The following is an 18,220-nucleotide window of genomic DNA, read 5'->3' as shown; positions in this document are numbered from 1 at the left end:
CGGTTAACCATTCCGCCATTCTTCGTTCACCCAAGCGCCCCCATACCGCAAAGACGAATGCCGGAGCCGCCCCTAACGTCACGTGAGTGGTTAAGCTCTCCGTCATCGTGCCGTTCTACAACGTGCAGACATACGCGCCCGACACCCTGAGAAGTCTCGCGGCCAACGCGCGGGACGACTTCGAATTCCTCCTCGTCGACGACTGCTCGCGCGACGGGACGCCGCAGATTCTGGAGCGCGCCGAGCGCGAGCTGCCGGGCGCCCGCGTACTGCGGCACGAGCAGAACGGCGGCCTGGCCACCGCCCGGAACACCGGCCTGGACGCGGCCCGCGGTGAATACATCACCTTCCTGGACGGCGACGACTGGCTCGCGCCGGGCTATTACCAGCAGCTCCTCGGCGCGATCGAGGAGCTGGGCTGCGATGTCGTGCGTACCGACCACGTGCAGTGCACCGGGCGGGCACGCTCCGTGCACCGCGTGCCGCACGGCCGGCGCGACGTGGTCATGGACCCGCGCGACCTGATCCTGCCCGCCGACCGCTCCACGTCGGTGGATTACGCGTTCGCCTGGGCCGGGATGTACCACCGGCGGCTGCTGGACGACGGGGTGCTGCACTTCCCGCACGGGCTGCGCACCGCGGAGGACCGGCCCTGGATCTGGCGGCTGCACCGCGAGGCGAAGTCGATGGCGGTGCTCGGCATGCTGGGCGTGTTCTACCGCCGCGGGGTGGCCTCGTCGCTGACCCAGATCGGTGACGTCCGGCAGCTGGACTTCATCCGGGCGTTCGACCAGGTCGTCGAGGAGACGGCGAAGGACCGGGACGCGGCCGTGCTGCTGCCGAAGGCGGTCCGGACGTATTGCGCCATCATTTCCCACCACCTCGGTTCGATCGAACGTTTCGAACCGCAGGTGGCCCGTAAATTGCGTTCGATGAGTGCCGCGGCATTGAAGCGAATGCCGCAGGACGTTCTGAAGGAAGCTCTGGATTCCATGGATGTACAGCGCGCTTCCCGGCTGCGTCGGCTGCGCCGCAAGCCGGTCCCGGCGGAGGTGGCCGCCTGATGTCCGCCGCCGCATTCTCCGCGCGGTCCGCCGGGCCGCGTACGCAGATCTTCTTGGCGTCCACGCAGTACGGCACGGCCACCCTGGCGGCCGCCCTGGACACCGACCGTTTCGGGCCGGCCGGCCGGCGGATCCTGCTGGTCGCCAACAACGCCGCCTGCCCCGAGACCACCCCGGCGATGGACACGATGCCGGGCTTCGAACGGCTGCGGGGGCGGTTCGACGAGGTACGGTCCTGGAACGAGACGATCTTCCCGTTCCACCCCGGCGGCTGGTCCCCGCGCGCCGACGACGCGCCGCTGTGGGAGCGCCACCTCCGCCTCCTGTGGGAGCTGGGGGACGCGCCCGTGGAGCTGATCGTCGAATCCATCCAGGTCAATCCGGCCATGGCGCTCTGCCGGATCTTCCAGGGCGCGCCGGTCGAGGTCTACGCGGACGGCCTGATGAGCTACGGGCCGACCCGCAGCAAGATCGACCCGCTGGTCGGCACCCGTATCCGGCGCCTGCTCCACCTGGACCTCGTGCCCGGCCTGAAGCCGCTGCTGCTCACCGAGTTCGGGGTGCCCGCCGAGACCGTGCCGACCGAGCCGTTCCTCGCGGTGCTGGCGGAGCTGGCCGAGGATGCGGAGGGCTTCGGGCGGGGCGCGGCCGGGGTGCCGACGCCGGCCGAGGGCGGTGCCCTGCTGCTGGGCCAGTACCTCTCCGCGCTCTCCATCCTCACGCCCGAGGAAGAGGAGGAGCTGCACGTCCAGATGTTGCGCGGGGCCGTGGACCTGGGCCACCGGCAGGTGGTCTTCAAGCCGCACCCGACCGCGCCGGCCCGCTGGTCGCAGCTGCTGGAGCAGGAGGCGGAGCGGCTGGGCGCCGAGCTGACCGTGGTGGACACGCCGGTGCTCGCCGAGGTGCTGTACCAGCGCATGAAGCCGTCGCTGGTCGTCGGCTGCTTCTCCACCGCGCTGCTGACCGCCTCCGCGTTCTACGGCCTGCCCGCGGCCCGGATCGGCACGGAACTCCTCCTGGAGCGCCTCGCCCCGTACCAGAACAGCAACCGCGTCCCGGTCACGATCGTCGACGCGCTGCTGCCGCCGCTGACCGACGCGGCCGCGGTGGCCCGCTGGGCGCCGCCCACCCGGAGCGAGGTGGCGCGCGACCTGACCGGCCTGGTCAAGGCGGTCGGGTACGCGATGCAGCACCAGATCTACCCGGACCTGCGCCCGGCCGCCGAGCGTTACCTCGCCGCCCACCTGGACGACCGCACCTGGCGCTACTTCAAGCGCCGCCGGCTCACCGCGCTGGCGCTGCCCGGCGGCGTGCCGGTCCAGCTGGCGTTCATCCCGCGCAACGCCACCGTGCGGCGGGTCGCCCGGCGGGCCCGTTCGGTGCAGCGGAGGCTGAAGAAGCGGGCCGCGTTCGGATGACGACCGCACCGGCTCCCCCCACGCTCCCCGCGCACCGGCGGACCGGAGCGCCCGTGCCCCTGCGCGCCGTCGGCCCCACCCGGCTGCGCGCCCTGGACGGACTGCGCCTGCTCGCCGCCCTGATGGTCGCCGCGTACCACTACGGCGGCCGGGACGGCGAGATCGGCGACGCCTGGGGCAGTTCGCCCGCCTACCAGTTCCCGACCGCCTCGGGCTTCTTCGCGTACGGCTGCCTGGGCGTCCAGATATTCTTCGTCATCAGCGGCTTCGTGATCTGCATGAGCGGCTGGGGACGCCCGCTGCGGGCGTTCTTCGCGAGCCGCGTCTCGCGCCTGTTCCCCGCCTACTGGGCCGCCGTCATACTCGTGACCGCCGTCTTCGCCCTCCCCTGGGTGGCGTACGAGGCGGTCTCCCCGACCGACGCGCTGACCAACCTCACGATGCTCCAGATGCCGCTGGGCGTGGACCGCGTGCTCGGCGTGTGCTGGACGCTCTGGGCCGAGATGCGCTTCTACGCGCTCTTCGCACTCTGCGTCGTGCTGCCGGGCGCCACCCGGGGCCGCGTCGTCCTCTTCTGCGCGGGCTGGACCCTGGCAGCGGTCATCGCCGAGGCGGCGGACAACTCCGTTCTCGACATCGTCCTGATGCCCGAGTACGCGCCGTTCTTCATCGGCGGCATCGGTTTCTACCTGATCCACCGCTACGGCAGCCGGGACACCGCGGGCTGGGCGGTCGTCGCCGTCAGCTGGCTGCTCGGCCAGCACTACGCGGTCACCCGCCTCTGGCACCCGGCGGACATGCCCGACGCCTTCTCCTACCGCCCCTCCCTCGGCATCATCGCCGTCATCACCCTCGGCTACCTGCTGGTCGCGGCCGTCGCCCTGGGCAGACTCCGCTGGGCGAACTGGCGCTGGCTCACCGTCGCGGGCGCGCTGACCTACCCCTTCTACCTGATCCACGAGCACCTGGGCTGGGTCGCCGTGCACCTCCTGCACCAGGACCTCGGTCTGCCTGCCGCGGCGACGTTCCCGCTGGTCGTGGCAGTGATGCTGGCCCTGGCCTGGTGTCTCTACCGTTTCGTGGAACGACCGCTCACGCCACGGCTGAAACGATCCCTCATGGGCTGAGGGGCCGCACCGACGCCTCGATGCCCGCGACGACGATCCGCAGTCCGGTTTCGAAGTTGCGGTCGAAGTCGCCGAAGAACTCCCGGCCCACGGCGGCCGCGAGCGGATACCGGCCCGCCAGCCGCCGCTCGCGGTCGCCGAGGTCGTAGGCCGGGTCGCGGGAGCCGGGGCCGCGCTCCTCCGGCGCACCGGGCTCGGGGAAGACCGACTGCTCCTCGATGACCAGGCCGATCGTGAAGTTGTACGCGGTCCACCAGGCGTGCGCCGCATCCCTGAGCGTGAAGCCCGCGCCCGTCAGCTCCCGCAGGAAGGCCTCCATCGGCGCGGCGTAGCTGTCGTCGGTCATCCGCGTGCCGGAGAAGACCTTGCCGCCGTCGCGGTAGCCCAGGAGCGTGCGGCGCAGCGCGCGGCAGGTACCGGTCAGCGACTCCTGCCAGGCCCCGCCGGCGCCGCCCTCCCGGCCCCCGGTGTACTCGGCGATCATCCGCCGGAGCATCTCGGTGGCCATCTCGTCGAGCAGTTCCTGCTTGTTCTTGAAGTGCCAGTACAGGGCCGGGGCCTGGACGTTCAGCTCCTTCGCGATACGGCGCAGGGTGAGCCCGTCCAGGCCCACGTCGTTCAGCAGCCGCAGGGCGGTGTCCACCACCTGCGTCCGGTCCAGTCGCGTCGCCATGTTGACAACTTAACACCGTTAAGCCCATTCTCGGCTCCATGGCACTTAACAGCGTTAAGGACAGTGGGACCGAACACGTCGACGTACTGATCGCCGGGGCCGGCCCGACCGGCCTGGCCCTCGCCGTCGACCTGACCCGGCGGGGCGTGCGCGTGCTGCTCGTCGAGCGGCAGGACCGCCTCTCGCGCGGCGCCCGCGGCACCGGGCTCCAGCCGCGCACCCAGGAGGTCTTCGACGACCTCGGCGTGCTCCCCGCCGTGCACGCCGCCGGCGGTTCGTACCCGCCCATGGCGACCTGGCAGGACGGCCGGATCACCGGCACCTTCGAGATGGTGGAGCGGGTGGCCCCGACGCCGCACACGCCGTACTCGGAAGCCTGGATGCTCCCGCAGTGGCGCACCCAGGAGCTGCTGCACGACCGGCTGGCGGAGCTGGGCGGCGGCGTGGTGTCCGGGACGGAGCTGACGGCTCTCCGGCAGGACGCGGACGGCGTCACCGCCGAGCTGGCCGCCGCCGACGGCACCGCCCGCACCGTGCGCGCGGCGTACCTGGTCGGCGCCGACGGCGGCCGCGGTGCCGTCCGGCGGCAGCTGGGCATCACGATGAGCGGCCCGGACCTGCCGCAGGGCGCCGCGCTCCTCGCCGACCTGCGCATCGAAGGGCTGGACCGGGACCACTGGCACCACGTGGTCCAGCCGGACGGCGGCTTCGTCATGCTGCTGCCGCTCGCCGGTACGGACCACTTCCAGTGCATGGTGGCGCTCTCCGGCGGCACCGAAGCGCCGGACACCAGCCCCGAGGCGGTGCGCGCGACCCTCGCCGCCCACACCCATCTGGCCGCCGGGCAGATCCGCGAGGTGCTGTGGACCTCGGTCTTCCGGCCCAGGGCGGGCCTGGCCGAGCGGTTCCGCGACGGCCGGGTGCTCCTCGCCGGGGACGCCGCGCACATCCACTCCCCCGCCGGCGGCCAGGGCCTGAACACCAGCGTCCAGGACGCCTACAACCTCGGCTGGAAGCTCGGCCAGGTCCTGCGGCACGGCGCGCCCGACACCCTGCTGGACACGTACGAGGCCGAGCGCCGGCCCGTCGCCGCCGGCATCCTGGAGACCAGCACCCGGCTGCACCGGTCGAGGTCCTGGCGCCGCGGCCGCGACCTGCACCAGCTCACCCTGCACTACCGGGACTCCCCGCTGACCGGCGAGCACCGCACCGGCCTCGGCCCGGACGCGCTGCGGGCCGGCGACCGCGCGCCCGACGCACCGTGCACCACCCCCGACGGCACGCCGTTCCGTCTCTTCGACGCCTTCCGCGGCCCGCACTTCACCCTGCTCGCCTTCGGCGACGCCGAGCCGCCGCGCCCGGCCGCCGAGTGGGCGGCGCACGTCCGCACGTACCGGATCGGCGGCCGGACCCCCGGCCTGCTCGACGCCGCGGGCCACGCCCGGCAGGCGTACGGCGACGACGGCCTCTTCCTCGTCCGCCCGGACGGCTACGTGACGGTGGCCGCGACGGAAGCCGCGCCCGTCGCCGCGGCGCTGGCCCGGCACTTCCCGGCCACGGGGACCGCGCGGGCGGCGTGAGTCCCGGCGTCCGGTACCCGGCACTCGGCGTCCGGTCAGTCCTCGTGCTCGGCCGTCACGTACGCCGCGGGCAGCAGCGCGCGGACCGGCAGGGCCCGGTGCGCCCCGCCGGAGCCGGAGTCCGGGCCGAGGACGACGGTGAGGTCCGGGTAGTAGTCGAGCAGCACCTGGCGGCAGCGGCCGCAGGGCGGGATGACGCCGCGCCCCTCGTCGGCGACGGCCACGATCTGCCGCAGGCCGTACGCGCCCTGTGCGGCCGCGGCCCCCATGACGACCAGCTCGGCGCAGGGGCCGCCGGTGAAGTGGTACACGTTCAGGCCGGTGACGATGCGGCCGTCGGCGGTCCGGGCGGCCGCCGCCACGGTGTGGTCGTCGCCGTGCGCGTACGCCGCGACGGCTTCCTCTGCGGCGCGTACCAGGGCGTGGTCGACCGGTACGCCGTCGTCGGCAGTCATGGAGTCGCCTCTCGTACGGGAAGACCGGAAGGGCCGTACGGACGCTATCCGTCCGTACGGCCCTTCCGCGAAGAGATTTCCCCGTGCCGGGCTACAACACCAGCGACAGCAGCAGTACGCAGATGATCGAGACGACGGAGATGACCGTCTCCATCAGGGACCAGGTCTTGACCGTCTCGCCGACCTTCATCCCGAAGTACTCCTTCACCAGCCAGAAACCCGCGTCGTTGACGTGGCTGAAGAAGAGCGAGCCGGCGCCGACGGCGAGGACCATGAGCGCCGCGTGGGTGGTGCTCATGTCGGCGGCCAGCGGGGCGACCAGACCGGCGGCGGAGACCGTGGCGACGGTGGCGGAGCCGGTCGCGAGGCGGATGGCGACCGCGATCAGCCAGCCGAGCAGCAGCGCGGGCAGGCCCCAGTCCTTGGACAGGTCCAGGATCATGTCACCGACGCCGACGTCGACCAGGGTCTGCTTGAAGCCGCCGCCCGCGCCGACGATCAGCAGGATGCCGGCGATCGGGGCGAGGGACTTCTCCACGGTCGTGGAGAGCCGCTCCATGCCGAAGCCCGCGGCGCGGCCGAGGGTGAACATGCCGACCAGCACGGCGACCAGCAGCGCGACCAGCGGCGAGCCGATCACGTCGAAGATCCGCTGCACGTGCTGCTCGGGGTCGTCGACGACGATGTCGACCAGGGCCTTGGCGAGCATCAGGACGACGGGCAGCAGCACGGTGGAGAGCGTCGCGCCGAAGCTGGGGCGCTTCTCCAGGTCCTCGGAGGGCCGCTGCGGGATCATCTTCTCCGGCGGGGCGATGTCCACCCAGCGGGAGGCGAAGCGGGCGAAGACCGGGCCGGCCAGGATCGCGGTGGGGATCGCGACGATCACGCCGAGGCCGAGGGTGACGCCCAGGTTGGCCTTGATCGCGTCGATGGCGACGAGCGGGCCGGGGTGCGGGGGGATCAGACCGTGCATGACGGAGAGGCCGGCCAGCGCCGGGATGCCGATCCGCATGAGGGAGAAGTTGCCGCGCTTGGCGACCAGCAGCACGACCGGGATCAGCAGCACGATGCCGACCTCGAAGAAGAGCGGCAGGCCGACGATCGCGGCGATCAGGACCATCGCCCACGGCATCATCCGTCTGCTGGACTTGGCGAGGATGGTGTCGACGATCTGGTCGGCGCCGCCGGAGTCGGCGAGGAGCTTGCCGAGGATCGCGCCGAGCGCGATCAGGACGCCCACGCCCGCGACGGTGTCGCCCAGGCCGTTGGTGAAACTCTCGATCGCCTTGTCCAGCGGCGCGCCTGCCACGGCGCCGAGCACCAGCGAGCCGATGGTCAGCGACAGGAAGGCGTGCAGCTTGAACCGGGTGATGAGCAGAACGATGACGGCGATGCCGAGGAGTACGGAGATGCCCAGCTGAGCGTTGCCTGCCGAGGTGATCGGCTCGGCCGCGTCCGCTGCCATCATCTCGACGCTGAGATGGGTCACGGCTTGTCCTTCGGTTGGAGCCCGGTCTCGCGATCGGAGCTCGGGGGTACGGCTCGGGACCGGAGCCCCGGGGGAAGGGGCGCCGGTTCAGAGCTCGGGGGTGCGGCTCCTGATCAGAGCTCGGGGGTGCGGCTCCTGATCAGAGCTCGGTGGCAGCCGGGGAGGTGTCCTCGTCGAGCTGCCGCAGCGCTGCGACGGCCCGCTCGGTGATCTCTTCCGGGGTGCCGGCGACGTCCACCGCCACGCCCCGCTCGTCGTCGGCGAGCGGCTGCAGGGTGGCGAACTGGGAATCGAGGAGCGCGGTGGGCATGAAGTGGCCCTTGCGCTCGGCCATCCGGCCCGCGATCAGCTCGCGGGAGCCGGTGAGGTGCAGGAAGACGATGCCGGGCGCGGCGGCCCGGAGACGGTCGCGGTAGACCCGCTTGAGCGCGGAGCTGCTGACCACGCCGCCCTTGCCGGCCCGGTCGTGCGCCCAGGCGCCGATGGCGTCCAGCCACGGTTCACGGTCGGCGTCGTCGAGCGGGGTCCCGGCAGTCATCTTCTCGATGTTGGCCGGGGGGTGGAAGTCGTCTCCCTCGGCGTACGGGACATCCAGCGCCTCGGCGACGAGCGGTCCGATCGTCGTCTTGCCGGTGCCGGCGACTCCCATCACGACGATGACATGGGGGGTGCTCATCGCGGTCTACCTCGCTCGTTCGTCCTCATTGACTTGGCGTGACGAGCCACTCGGTGGCTCGAATGCATCGCTCCACTGAAACCTATTAGGTACGACGTATTCAAGAGTCTGTGACGCAAACGTCATACTTAATCTTCCTGAGACCCGGGAACGTAGGCTTATCTCATGGAGAACACGGGGCAGGGACTGCATGCGAGGGTGCTGGAGTCCCTCGGGCCGGAGATCACGGCCGGCGAGCACCGGCCGGGCACGGTCCTGCGCACCGACGAGCTGGCCCAGCGCTTCGACGTGTCCCGCACGGTCATCCGGGAGGCGGTACGGGTCCTGGAGTCCATGCACCTGGTGGAGTCCCGGCGCCGGGTGGGCGTGACCGTACGCCCCGTCGAGGAGTGGAACGTCTACGATCCGCGGGTCATCCGCTGGCGGCTGGCCGGCGCCGACCGGGCCCGCCAGCTGCGCTCGCTCACCGTGCTGCGCTGCGCCGTCGAGCCGGTCGCGGCGGGGCTGGCCGCCCGGCACGCCACGCCCGGGCAGTGCGCCGAGCTCACCGAGCACGCCATGGGCATGGTGGCCACCTCACGCGGCCAGCAGCTGGCGGCGTACCTCGTCCACGACACCGCCTTCCACAAGACGCTGCTGACGGCCTCGGGCAACGAGATGTTCGCGCGGCTGCACGAAGTGGTGGCGGCGATCCTGACCGGCCGCACCCACCACCACGTGATGTTCACCGACCCCGACCCGGCGGCGGTCACCCTGCACGTCCAGGTCGCGGAGGCGATCCGTACCGGGGACGCGGCCCGCGCCGAGGAGCTGACCCGCGAGATCACCGTCGGCGCGATGGCCGAGCTGGACATCCTGGCGCCGTGACAGGCACAGGAGCCCGCGGCATCAGAACAGCGGCTGCTGCCCCGGGAACGGCGGCTCCTCCGGGTCGAAGAGCTTCTCCGCCGGGGCCATCATGGGCGCCATCCGCCGCGAACCGGGGCACGAGATCAGTTCGAGGCCGGTACGCCGCCCCGGCGGATCGTGCCGGGCGAACCGCCCGCCGACCACGGCGATCTCTCTGGTGCAGACGGGACACGTACGACGGGGTGACGACATGACACCAGTGTGACTCAGGGCGCGGACCACGGTCCGCGCCCCGTCCGCACCCCGGCCGTCGTGGGTCAGAACGCGTCGGTCGGGACGTACGCGCCCCACACCTCGCGCAGGGTGTTGCAGACCTCGCCGACCGTCGCCTTCGCCTTCAGCGCCTCCTTCATCGGGTACAGGACGTTGTCCGTGCCCTCGGCGGCCTTCTTCAGGTCGGACAGCGCCGCGTCCACCGCGGCCTGGTCCCGCTCGGCGCGCAGCTTCTTCAGCCGCTCGGCCTGCTGCGCCTCGATCGCCGGGTCGACGCGGAGCGGCTCGTACGGCTCCTCCTCGTCGAGCTGGTAACGGTTGACGCCGACGACCACGCGCTCGCCGGAGTCGGTCTCCTGGGCGATGCGGTACGCGCTGCGCTCGATCTCGTTCTTCTGGAAGCCGCGCTCGATGGCGGCCACGGCGCCGCCCAGCTCCTCGACCTTGCCCATCAGCCCGACGGCCGCGGCCTCGACGTCGTCGGTCATCTTCTCGACGACGTAGGACCCGGCGAACGGGTCGACGGTGGCCGTCACATCCGTCTCGTACGCCAGCACCTGCTGCGTACGGAGCGCCAGCCGCGCCGACTTGTCGGTCGGCAGCGCGATGGCCTCGTCGAAGGAGTTGGTGTGCAGCGACTGCGTGCCGCCGAGGACCGCACCGAGGCCCTGGATGGCGACGCGCACGAGGTTGACCTCGGGCTGCTGGGCCGTCAGCTGCACGCCGGCCGTCTGCGTGTGGAAGCGCAGCATCAGCGACTTGGGGTTCTTCGCGCCGAACTCCTCCTTCATCACCCGGGCCCAGATCCGGCGCGCGGCGCGGAACTTGGCGACCTCTTCGAGGATCGTGGTGCGGGCGACGAAGAAGAAGGAGAGGCGGGGCGCGAAGTCGTCGACGTCCATCCCGGCCGCGACGGCCGTCCGTACGTACTCGATGCCGTCCGCGAGGGTGAAGGCGATCTCCTGCGCGGGCGAGGCACCGGCCTCGGCCATGTGGTAGCCGGAGATCGAGATGGTGTTCCACTTCGGGATCTCGGCCTTGCAGTACTTGAAGATGTCGGCGATCAGCCGCAGCGAGGGCTTGGGCGGGAAGATGTACGTACCGCGGGCGATGTACTCCTTGAGCACGTCGTTCTGGATGGTGCCGGTGAGCTTGGCGGGGTCCACGCCCTGCTCCTCGCCGACCAGTTGGTACAGGAGCAGCAGCAGGGCGCCCGGCGCGTTGATGGTCATCGAGGTGGAGACCTTGTCCAGCGGGATGCCGTCGAACAGCACCCGCATGTCCTCGATGGAGTCGATCGCGACGCCGACCTTGCCGACCTCGCCGGAGGCGATCGGCGCGTCGGAGTCGTGGCCCATCTGGGTCGGCAGGTCGAAGGCGACCGAGAGGCCCATCGTGCCGTTCTCGATCAGCTGCTTGTAGCGGGCGTTGGACTCCTTGGCCGTACCGAAGCCGGCGTACTGGCGCATCGTCCAGGGGCGTCCGGTGTACATCGTGGGGTACACGCCGCGGGTGTAGGGGTATGCGCCGGGCTCGCCCAGCTTCTCCGCAGCGTCCCAGTCGCCGAGCGCGTCCGGACCGTAAACGGGCTCGATGGGCAAACCGCTCTCGGTGTGTCGAGAGCTGCCGGACTCGCGCGCCATGGTGCCTGCCTCCCGCTGTGGTACTGCTCGGTGCTGCTGGACTACTGCTCGGTAATGAAATGCCTTCGCGACGGACTGTAGCGGCGGCCGTGCGCCCCGTGGAGGGGCGCAGCCTGGGACCTTGCTCACAGCATGCCCGCAGGTTCGGCGGGCCGCAGTGCCGGGAACGATGAGGTGGGGCGGGTGAGACCACAGGGGTGGGACATGCATCGCAGCAGAGCGTTCCGCACGCTGACCGGCACGCTGGCACTGACCGCCGCGCTGACGGCGACAGCCGGCTGCAAGGAGATGCAGGTCAGAGTCGACGACGGCAAGGGCGGGCAGACGGCGCCGGCCCCGCGCACGGCACCGCCGACGACACCGGCCGCGCCGCCCTCCTCCGGGGCGCCCGCGACCCCGCCGGAGCCGACGCGCGCCGCGCCGAAGCCGGTCCTGGCGCCCGGAGCCCGCAGCGAGCAGGTACGGGAACTGCAGGCGCGCCTGCGCCAGTTGAAGCACTTCGACCGGAATCCCACGGGCTACTACGGCTCGGTCACCGCCGCGTCGGTCACGGCCTTCCAGCGCACCCAGGGCCTGCCGCCCACCGGGACCGTGGACGAGGCGACGCTGAGCGCCCTGCGCGTACGGACGCAGGACCCGGCCCGGAGCGAGCTGTACCCGCCCACCACCCGGCCGGTCTCGGCGCCCGACAAGCGCTGCCTGAACGGCCGGGTGATCTGCATCAGCAAGAAGAGTGACACGCTGGCTTGGATGGTTGACGGCAAGGTCGTGTCGGCGATGGACGTGCGCTTCGGGTCGCAGTACACCCCCACCCGCGAGGGCACCTTCGGCATCACGTTCAAGAGCCGGCACCACGTCTCGACGCTCTACGACACGCCGATGCCGTACGCGATGTTCTTCAGCGGCGGCCAGGCGATCCACTACAGCAGCGACTTCGCGGCCCGCGGCTACTCCGGCGCCTCCCACGGCTGCGTCAACGTCCGCGACAAGAAAAAGATCGCCGAACTGTTCCAGCAGGTCAGCCCAGGCACAAAGGTCGTCATATACAAGTAACGATCGCCCCGAAAAAGCCCCGACACAGCAACCATCAATTGAGCACCCCCACGGCGCGCAACCCCGTCCGCGAGAGCGGCGGCGGTTCAGCCGCAAAAAGAGGCGCGAGCGGGGCCGGGGGAACGTGCCCCGCTCGCGCCGATGCGCGGTGCCGTAGGTACGGGGGGAACCCCGGCGCCCGCGCAGCCGATGACCAGTCGGCTTCAGTAGGTACAGCGTCACGGGCTCGAAAAACGTCACACCGGATGGTCAGGAGGGGTGTCAGCCGGTCGGGGACGGTGTGGCGGAGGGGGTCGGCGTGCTGCTCGTGGGGGGCGCCGTCGGGGTCGGCGAGAGGCTCGGCGCGTAGCCTGGGTGGCTCTCGTCGTCGTCGCTGCCGCCCTGGCCGCCCGAGGTGCCGCCCTCGTCCTGGCCGGTGCCGCCGCTCCCGTCGCCCGGCGCGCCGTCACCGGTGGAGCCGGTGGAGCCGGAGGAACCCGTGGAGCCGCCGGAGCCGTCGGCCGTGGGGCCGGAGCCGCCGAGCCCGCCGGTCAGGCCGTTCTGCTGGAGGTACCGCTTGCAGGAGGCGTGCAGCTTCTCGGCACCGCCGGCGGCGCGCTCCAGGCGGCGTACCCGGTCCCGGTCCTCGGGCGGGGTGCGACCCGCTTCGTAGTCGCGGCAGAGGGCGAGTACGGCCGCCCGCTTGCCCGTGTCACCGCCGCCCAGGCCGCCCTGCCCGGAGGTGACGTCCGGTACCGGGATGCGCGCCGCGTCGTCGGTGTCCTCGCGGCCGGGCTCCGTCGAGCCGTCCGGGCCGCCGGAGGCCGTGGGCGAGGCGGGGTCGGCGGGGTCCGGTTCCGCGTCCGGTGACCGTGTGCCGCCGTCCGAGGCCTCGGCGTCGGGGGCCCGGCTCTCCAGCGGCCTGGGGGTCGCGGCGACCGAGGCGCTGGGGGACGGTACGGGCGGGCCGCCGTGGAAGGGGGTGGGGAGGACGCCGGTGCCGGCGGCCACCGCTGCGCCGCCGAGGGCGCAGCCTGCGAGGGCGACGGCGAGGCCGCGCCGGAAGGGACGGCCGAAGCGGGAGCGTTCGGTGCGGGACGTGCCGCCGGGCACGGACCGCACCACGGGTATCCCGTCCTCGGCGGCGCCCGCCGCGCCGTCGGCCGCGGCCGTGTCGCGCGTAGACCTTGCCGCGGAAGCCTGCCGGAAAGCGGCGACAGCGGCTTCCTCACCGGGGAGCACGGTGTCCGGGGAAGGAGCGGTGGCCGCCATCGCGGCCGCGTCGAGCAGGTCGTCGAGTTCTTGCGCGCCGCGGCCGCGTCCGGCATCGACCCGTTCGCCACGCAGCAAACGCTCCGCGGCGTCCTCGTCGAGCCAGCTGTACCGGTCGTCGGCCATCACATGTCCTTCTGCGTACGTGCGGCCGTTTCCGTCACACCAGGTACGCACGATTCCGTTCCGCCGGCCCGGCCTCCGCGGTCCTGGGAAGGCACCCCGTCCACAGGCCCGCCGGCCGGCTTCTTCCCCGCTGCAAGACGGTCGGGAAGCCCTTCCGGTTGCTCCGCCGGAACACCTCCTTCAGCGGGCGCCGCGTCCTCCCCCTCACCAGTGATCAGCTCGGCGAGCCGGCGCAGTCCGCGGTGGGCCGCGGTACGTACGGCCCCCGGGCGCTTGCCGAGGACGCCGGCCGCGCTCTTGGCGTCGAGTCCGACGACCACGCGCAGCACCACCGCCTCGGCCTGGTCCTGCGGAAGCTGGGCGATCAGCCGGAACGCGCGTCCGGTGCCGAGCGACTCCAGTGCCTCGCCGACCGTGTCGGACGGACCCGGCTTGTCGGTGAGTTCGGTCTCGTCGCCGCCGATGGCCGGGCGGCGGCCGCGCATGCGGATGTGGTCCAGGGCGCGGTTGCGGGCGATGCGGGCCGCCCAGCCGCGGAAGCGGTCGGCGTCGCCGCTGAAGCGGGCGAGGTCCCGGGTGATCTGCAGCCAGGCCTCGGAGGCGACGTCCTCGGCGTCCGCTTCACCCACCAAGGTCCGTACATATCCCAGAAGGCGTGGATGTACGGCCCGGTAGACGGTGCGGAAGGCCGCCTCGTCGCCGTCCTGTGCCGCCTGTACGGCGACCGTCAACCGGCTGTCGTCCGGCTGAGTGTCGTCCCCTTGCACGGGTCCATCCTGTCGCACGCGGAGCATCCGCTGCCCGGTCGTTGCTGCCTACGTCTGCTGCCGGTGCCCGGCTACCGCAGGTAAACGAACTGCTTCTGGCGCCGACGGTATCCCGAGGTGCCACCTACGCCGAAGTAGGTACGTCCGGCCCGTCCGTCGGCCCCGGCGGGCCGCCGCATGACGCGTGACGAGCGCACCGACCGGCGCGGACCTGCACGTTACGGGCATCGGCTGCCCTGCGTCCAGAGTCGCCGGGATGCGGCTGTCCGTACGTCGGGTGACGCCGCTGTGACGCTTTCGGCCCCGGTGACGCTGTAGGAGGTGAGGGCCCCGTACGGGTCCTCCCTCGAACGACGGCCGGGGCCTCTCCTGTGGGGGGGTGGCGGCCCCGGCCGTCCCCTTCCCTCACTTCTCCGGGGCCGTACGCCCCTTCTCCCGCCTGCCCGGACGCTCCGCCGCTCCGGCCGGCCCGGCCTTCTCGGGCCGCTCGGCCCCGTCCGCCCGCTTCGAAGGCTTCGTCTTCTCCGAGGGCTTCGTCTTCTCCGAGGGTTCCGTCTTCTTGTGGCCCTGCCCAGGGACGTGCTCAGGGCCGTGCCCGGGGCCGCGCTGGTGGCCCTGCTTGCGGCCCTGTCCGCGGTCGTGCGGTGTGCCGTGGCGGCCGGGGCGCTCGCCCTTGCCGGGCGCGCCGGGCTCCGCGGGGGTGCGCGGGGGTTCCGGGGAGATGTGCGGGGGGCCGGACGAGCGGGGCCTGGGGGCCCATGGGTGAGGCCGGGCGGGGGGTCTGGGGTGCCGGGCGGCCGGGGGCCGTGGGAGACGGGCGGGGCCGTTCGGGGGCACTGCCGGGGAGGGTGCCGATCGCGGCCACCGCCACGCCGCCCAGCGTCACCGTCGCCAGCAGCGTGCCGAGCGCGACGCGTACCGGCCGTCCGGCGCGCCGAGCCGGGCGCGGCCGCCGGGTGCCTGCCGCCGCGTGGGCCTCGCGGGCCGCGTGGAACGCGGCGACCGCCTGCCGTTCCCGTTCGGGGGTGACGGGGGAAGCGGCACGCACCGCGGCGCCGAGCAGTTCGCCCAGTGCGGCGGGGCCGCCCCCGTCGTCGCCGTCGGGCGCCCCGCCGGCGCTCCTGGAACCGCCACCCATGTGTGGCCCCTCACCTTCTCCGCTTGTCCCTCGTCCCGCTTCGGGGTGTCCCGCGGGCCGGGCGACGGCCGCGCGGACAGCGGAGCGGCCCCGGCTGCGCCAGGCGGTACACGGCGGCGGCCTCGTCCCTCATGTGCGGGGCCGTGGCGTCCGCAGCGGCGCGGCCCGGATCAGGACACCCGGGGCGCCTACGCCCCCATGGACATCAGCGTCAAGACGAACGGAAATGTCACAGTCGCGGTGCCACCGGGCCCGCGACGACCCGGCGGGCTCAGGCGGTGCCGCGGGTCTGGCGCGAGACCACGGCGCGGACCACGCGGCGGCCCTCGGCGGAGACCTCCACCGCCTGCCGCAGCCCCACCGTGCCGTGTCCGGCCAGCAGTTCCAGGATCGTCGTCTGGCGCCGCAGTTCGGCCTCGACCAGCGGCGTCATGCCGTCGGTACGGCCCGCGCGGCGGTCCGCGAGGGAGTGCGGGCCCTCGTACGGCTTGCCGGGCCGGTCCAGCAGGTGGTGGATGTGGAGCGCCGCCAGCGAGCAGTCGTCGGCCCAGGCGCGGAGCGCGTCCTCCTCGGCGCGGTCGGCCGGCGCGGCGTCCGCCATTCGCCGGGCCAGCACCGCCGGGTCCTCGTCACCGGGCGCGGCGTCCGCCGGGGCCTTGGGCAGCAGGGCCCGTACCGCGGTCAGCTGGGTGCCCCACTCCGCGCCGTCCGTCGCCAGGCTGGCCCACAACGGGCGCAGCGCGTCGTCCCCGGCGCCGAGCAGCGGCAGGCAGCGGTCCAGGCAGGCGAGACCGCTCGCCGCCAGTCCGCGCGCGTCCGCGCGCGCGGCCAGTTCCACCAGGCTCATGACGTACGCCTTCCCCTCAGCACCCGGCACTTCCTTGTCGCGCCGTACTGCGTGCCGGGGCGCGGTAACGTCACAGCGGACCGTGACATACCGGGGCGAAGGCGTACGTACGTCCGTACCGCTCAGCGCGCGGGTGCCACCGTAGCGGCCCGGGCCTTGAAGTCCGTCCAGGACAGCTGCGGCTGCCGCGGGTCCCAGACCTTCTGGGAGAGCGCGGCGAGCGGCAGCCGGATGCCGCGGGCGACCTGTTCGGTGGTCTGGGACCCGGCGAGGTCGCACCAGACGCCGAAGCGGGCGCCGGGAATGCGGTCGGGTCCGGCGAGCGCGTCGGGGACGGCCTTGCTGCCGCGCAGCACGGCCGGGGTCCACTCCTTGTAGATGCGCTCGCCGGTCGGGTAGGTGAAGTCGTTCGGCTGGCCGAGCACGTAGTAGAGGTACTCGTCGTTGAGGTTCACGACGGTGCGCCCCTCCTGCAGGTACGTGACGGGCTCGCGGGCGCCGATCTCCTTGCCGGTCCAGTACGCCACCGTGCGGTCCTTGGCGGGGGTGACCACCTTGGAGTCGTGGAAGCCGTCGTTCCAGGCCTCGACGTGCTTGACGCCCGCCTTGCGCAGGGTCTTCTCGCGGTCGTTGAGCCAGCCGGTCGTCAGGTCCGAGACCGTGGCCCCGGAGCCGTACTTCTTCGTGGCGGCGCGCGCGAGCTGGGGGTAGGTGGTGCCGGGCGACTGCACGGTGAGGGCGCGGTACTCGTCGCCGCCCAGGTGCCAGCGCGGCCCGGGCACGCCCTCCTCGGCGAAGAGCTTCGCGTACTCGCGCAGCAGGTCGTCGACGATCTGTGCGGCCTTGGGCTGCGAGATGTCGACCGCGCCGCGCTGGGACACGCCGGCGGCGCTGCGCAGCTGGAGCGACGGATGCTTGTCGATCACCGCGCCGAGGTGGCCCGGGGAGTCGATCTCGGGGATGACGGTGATGTGCAGCTCGCGGGCGAGCTTCACCAGGTGGCGGACCTGGGCCTTGGTCAGGTGGTCCGCCGAAACGATCTCCGGGTGGCTGGAGCTCTCGATGCGGAACGCCTGGTCGTCGGAGAAGTGCAGCTGGAGCTGGTTGAGCTTGAGGTCGGCCATCTCCCGGATGCGGGCCTCCAGCCACTCCGCGCTGAAGTGCTTGCGCGCGGTGTCCACGAGCAGGCCGCGCTGGGCCCGGTCGGGGCGGTCCTCGATGGTGCCCTCGGGCACGCCCTTGGCGGCGCGCACCGACTGCACGACCGTGCGGGTGGCGTTGAAGACGCCGGTGTCGGTGGGCGCGGTCAGGGTGAGGCGGGTGTCGCGTGCGGTGATCGTGTAGGCCTCGTCGGCGGTGCTCGCGGGGGCCGCGTTGTTCTCCTTGGCGGCCTTGCCCTTGCCGGAGAGGGTCAGCTCGACGTCGCCGGGGCGCGCGTCGTCCTGCCAGGACAGCTTCAGGCCGCCCAGGTCGGCGGCGAGCCGGCGGGCCTCGTCGGCGAGCGGGCTGTCCTGGCCGTCGGGGACGACGACGCGGGCGTTCTTCGAGACGCGCCAGCCGGTCCCGTCGTCCGCCTTGAAGGAGCGGACGGCGGGGATCGTGCGCGGGGTTCCCTTGACCGCGGCCCAGCGGGGCGTGGGCGCGGCGGAGGACGCGGCGGACGTGGGCGACTTCGAATCCTGGCTTCCGCTGCCGCGCTGTCCGGAGTCGCCGGAGCAGCCGGTGATGGTCAGGGCCGAGGCGGCCAGGGCCACCCATGCCGTCAACTTCCTCATCTACGCAAACCTCCCT

The 18,220-nt window shown here is 72.5% G+C and carries 16 protein-coding genes; 6 read left to right on the top strand and 10 right to left on the bottom strand.

What is annotated here, in order from left to right; all coding sequences use genetic code 11:
- Window positions 1–86 precede the first annotated feature (86 nt).
- Genes AAC944_RS22615 through AAC944_RS22605 form a run of 3 tightly spaced genes read left to right on the top strand, consistent with a single transcriptional unit; the run spans window position 87 to window position 3,609 of the window.
- Window positions 87–1,064 carry a glycosyltransferase family 2 protein gene (locus tag AAC944_RS22615; protein ID WP_030609517.1) on the top strand — a complete coding sequence of 326 codons (978 nt, stop codon included), beginning with the start codon at window positions 87–89 and terminating at the stop codon, window positions 1,062–1,064.
- Complete coding sequence (locus tag AAC944_RS22610; protein ID WP_030609520.1) at window positions 1,064–2,482, top strand: alpha-2,8-polysialyltransferase family protein; 1,419 nt, start codon at window positions 1,064–1,066, stop codon at window positions 2,480–2,482. Before AAC944_RS22615 ends, AAC944_RS22610 begins: the two co-directional genes overlap by 1 nt.
- On the top strand, window positions 2,479–3,609 hold the full coding sequence (locus AAC944_RS22605; RefSeq protein ID WP_030609523.1) for an acyltransferase family protein: 1,131 nt from the start codon (window positions 2,479–2,481) through the stop codon (window positions 3,607–3,609). The genes AAC944_RS22610 and AAC944_RS22605 overlap by 4 nt, the downstream gene beginning before the upstream one ends.
- Here AAC944_RS22605 and AAC944_RS22600 read toward each other — a convergent pair.
- The gene (locus AAC944_RS22600) at window positions 3,599–4,282 is read right to left on the bottom strand and encodes a TetR/AcrR family transcriptional regulator C-terminal domain-containing protein (protein ID WP_030609526.1); all 684 of its coding nucleotides are present in this window, start codon (window positions 4,280–4,282) and stop codon (window positions 3,599–3,601) included. The genes AAC944_RS22605 and AAC944_RS22600 overlap by 11 nt on opposite strands.
- Before the next feature lie 38 nt (window positions 4,283–4,320).
- Between AAC944_RS22600 and AAC944_RS22595 the strand changes: the two genes are divergently transcribed.
- Window positions 4,321–5,862 (top strand): FAD-dependent oxidoreductase, encoded by a 1,542-nt coding sequence (locus tag AAC944_RS22595; protein WP_030609529.1) that lies wholly within the window; start codon window positions 4,321–4,323, stop codon window positions 5,860–5,862.
- Window positions 5,863–5,897: 35 nt separating this feature from the next.
- Here AAC944_RS22595 and AAC944_RS22590 read toward each other — a convergent pair whose 3' ends face one another.
- The 3 genes from AAC944_RS22590 to AAC944_RS22580 all read right to left on the bottom strand — a co-directional run bounded on the left by AAC944_RS22590 (window position 5,898) and on the right by AAC944_RS22580 (window position 8,482).
- A complete protein-coding gene (locus AAC944_RS22590; protein WP_030609544.1) occupies window positions 5,898–6,317 on the bottom strand; it encodes a cytidine deaminase family protein in 420 nt (139 codons plus the stop codon).
- Window positions 6,318–6,408: 91 nt separating this feature from the next.
- Complete coding sequence (locus tag AAC944_RS22585; RefSeq protein WP_030609547.1) at window positions 6,409–7,806, bottom strand: GntP family permease; 1,398 nt, start codon at window positions 7,804–7,806, stop codon at window positions 6,409–6,411.
- A 139-nt stretch (window positions 7,807–7,945) separates the two neighbouring features.
- A complete protein-coding gene (locus AAC944_RS22580; protein WP_030609550.1) occupies window positions 7,946–8,482 on the bottom strand; it encodes a gluconokinase in 537 nt (178 codons plus the stop codon).
- Between the two features lie 165 nt (window positions 8,483–8,647).
- On the opposite strand from AAC944_RS22580, the gene AAC944_RS22575 reads away from it, so the two are divergent.
- The gene (locus AAC944_RS22575) at window positions 8,648–9,349 is read left to right on the top strand and encodes a FadR/GntR family transcriptional regulator (protein WP_030609553.1); all 702 of its coding nucleotides are present in this window, start codon (window positions 8,648–8,650) and stop codon (window positions 9,347–9,349) included.
- Between the two features lie 21 nt (window positions 9,350–9,370).
- Here the strand turns inward: AAC944_RS22575 and AAC944_RS22570 are convergent, their stop codons facing one another.
- Together AAC944_RS22570 and AAC944_RS22565 are read right to left on the bottom strand one after the other, a co-directional pair.
- Window positions 9,371–9,583: a hypothetical protein gene (locus tag AAC944_RS22570; RefSeq protein ID WP_030254100.1), complete on the bottom strand. Its 213-nt coding sequence runs from the start codon at window positions 9,581–9,583 to the stop codon at window positions 9,371–9,373.
- Window positions 9,584–9,648: 65 nt separating this feature from the next.
- On the bottom strand, window positions 9,649–11,247 hold the full coding sequence (locus tag AAC944_RS22565; RefSeq protein WP_030609556.1) for an acyl-CoA mutase large subunit family protein: 1,599 nt from the start codon (window positions 11,245–11,247) through the stop codon (window positions 9,649–9,651).
- A 204-nt stretch (window positions 11,248–11,451) separates the two neighbouring features.
- Between AAC944_RS22565 and AAC944_RS22560 the strand changes: the two genes are divergently transcribed.
- Window positions 11,452–12,300, top strand: a complete 849-nt coding sequence (locus tag AAC944_RS22560) for a L,D-transpeptidase family protein (RefSeq protein ID WP_078888343.1) — start codon at window positions 11,452–11,454, stop codon at window positions 12,298–12,300.
- 261 nt (window positions 12,301–12,561) lie between these two features.
- On the opposite strand, the gene AAC944_RS22555 is transcribed toward AAC944_RS22560, so the two are convergent.
- The 4 genes from AAC944_RS22555 to AAC944_RS22540 form a co-directional block, all read right to left on the bottom strand.
- Window positions 12,562–13,677, bottom strand: a complete 1,116-nt coding sequence (locus AAC944_RS22555) for a hypothetical protein (protein WP_030609562.1) — start codon at window positions 13,675–13,677, stop codon at window positions 12,562–12,564.
- Entirely contained in the window at window positions 13,677–14,471 is a 795-nt protein-coding gene (locus AAC944_RS22550) for an RNA polymerase sigma factor (protein ID WP_051871475.1), read from the bottom strand. The genes AAC944_RS22555 and AAC944_RS22550 overlap by 1 nt, the downstream gene beginning before the upstream one ends.
- A 1,382-nt stretch (window positions 14,472–15,853) precedes the next feature.
- Window positions 15,854–16,429 carry a hypothetical protein gene (locus tag AAC944_RS22545; protein WP_030609571.1) on the bottom strand — a complete coding sequence of 192 codons (576 nt, stop codon included), beginning with the start codon at window positions 16,427–16,429 and terminating at the stop codon, window positions 15,854–15,856.
- A gap of 122 nt (window positions 16,430–16,551) precedes the next feature.
- On the bottom strand, window positions 16,552–18,204 hold the full coding sequence (locus tag AAC944_RS22540) for a beta-N-acetylhexosaminidase (RefSeq protein ID WP_030609573.1): 1,653 nt from the start codon (window positions 18,202–18,204) through the stop codon (window positions 16,552–16,554).
- Between the last annotated feature and the right edge of the window lie 16 nt (window positions 18,205–18,220).

This window comes from Streptomyces sclerotialus (assembly GCF_040907265.1).
Classification (GTDB): Bacteria; Actinomycetota; Actinomycetes; order Streptomycetales; family Streptomycetaceae; genus Streptomyces; species Streptomyces sclerotialus.
The sequence above is the reverse complement of the archived record's forward strand: the minus strand, read 5'-3'. Positions and strand labels throughout refer to the sequence as shown.

What these genes read in the sequence shown, in the direction of transcription:
- AAC944_RS22565 (WP_030609556.1), bottom strand. Translation starts at nt 11,247, where the DNA reads ATGGCGCGCGAGTCCGGCAGCTCTCGACACACCGAGAGCGGTTTGCCC.
- AAC944_RS22605 (WP_030609523.1), top strand. Translation starts at nt 2,479, where the DNA reads ATGACGACCGCACCGGCTCCCCCCACGCTCCCCGCGCACCGGCGGACC.
- AAC944_RS22560 (WP_078888343.1), top strand. Translation starts at nt 11,452, where the DNA reads ATGCATCGCAGCAGAGCGTTCCGCACGCTGACCGGCACGCTGGCACTG.
- AAC944_RS22575 (WP_030609553.1), top strand. Translation starts at nt 8,648, where the DNA reads ATGGAGAACACGGGGCAGGGACTGCATGCGAGGGTGCTGGAGTCCCTC.
- AAC944_RS22610 (WP_030609520.1), top strand. Translation starts at nt 1,064, where the DNA reads ATGTCCGCCGCCGCATTCTCCGCGCGGTCCGCCGGGCCGCGTACGCAG.
- AAC944_RS22555 (WP_030609562.1), bottom strand. Translation starts at nt 13,677, where the DNA reads ATGGCCGACGACCGGTACAGCTGGCTCGACGAGGACGCCGCGGAGCGT.
- AAC944_RS22590 (WP_030609544.1), bottom strand. Translation starts at nt 6,317, where the DNA reads ATGACTGCCGACGACGGCGTACCGGTCGACCACGCCCTGGTACGCGCC.
- AAC944_RS22580 (WP_030609550.1), bottom strand. Translation starts at nt 8,482, where the DNA reads ATGAGCACCCCCCATGTCATCGTCGTGATGGGAGTCGCCGGCACCGGC.
- AAC944_RS22570 (WP_030254100.1), bottom strand. Translation starts at nt 9,583, where the DNA reads ATGTCGTCACCCCGTCGTACGTGTCCCGTCTGCACCAGAGAGATCGCC.
- AAC944_RS22600 (WP_030609526.1), bottom strand. Translation starts at nt 4,282, where the DNA reads ATGGCGACGCGACTGGACCGGACGCAGGTGGTGGACACCGCCCTGCGG.
- AAC944_RS22545 (WP_030609571.1), bottom strand. Translation starts at nt 16,429, where the DNA reads ATGAGCCTGGTGGAACTGGCCGCGCGCGCGGACGCGCGCGGACTGGCG.
- AAC944_RS22540 (WP_030609573.1), bottom strand. Translation starts at nt 18,204, where the DNA reads ATGAGGAAGTTGACGGCATGGGTGGCCCTGGCCGCCTCGGCCCTGACC.
- AAC944_RS22550 (WP_051871475.1), bottom strand. Translation starts at nt 14,471, where the DNA reads ATGCTCCGCGTGCGACAGGATGGACCCGTGCAAGGGGACGACACTCAG.
- AAC944_RS22595 (WP_030609529.1), top strand. Translation starts at nt 4,321, where the DNA reads ATGGCACTTAACAGCGTTAAGGACAGTGGGACCGAACACGTCGACGTA.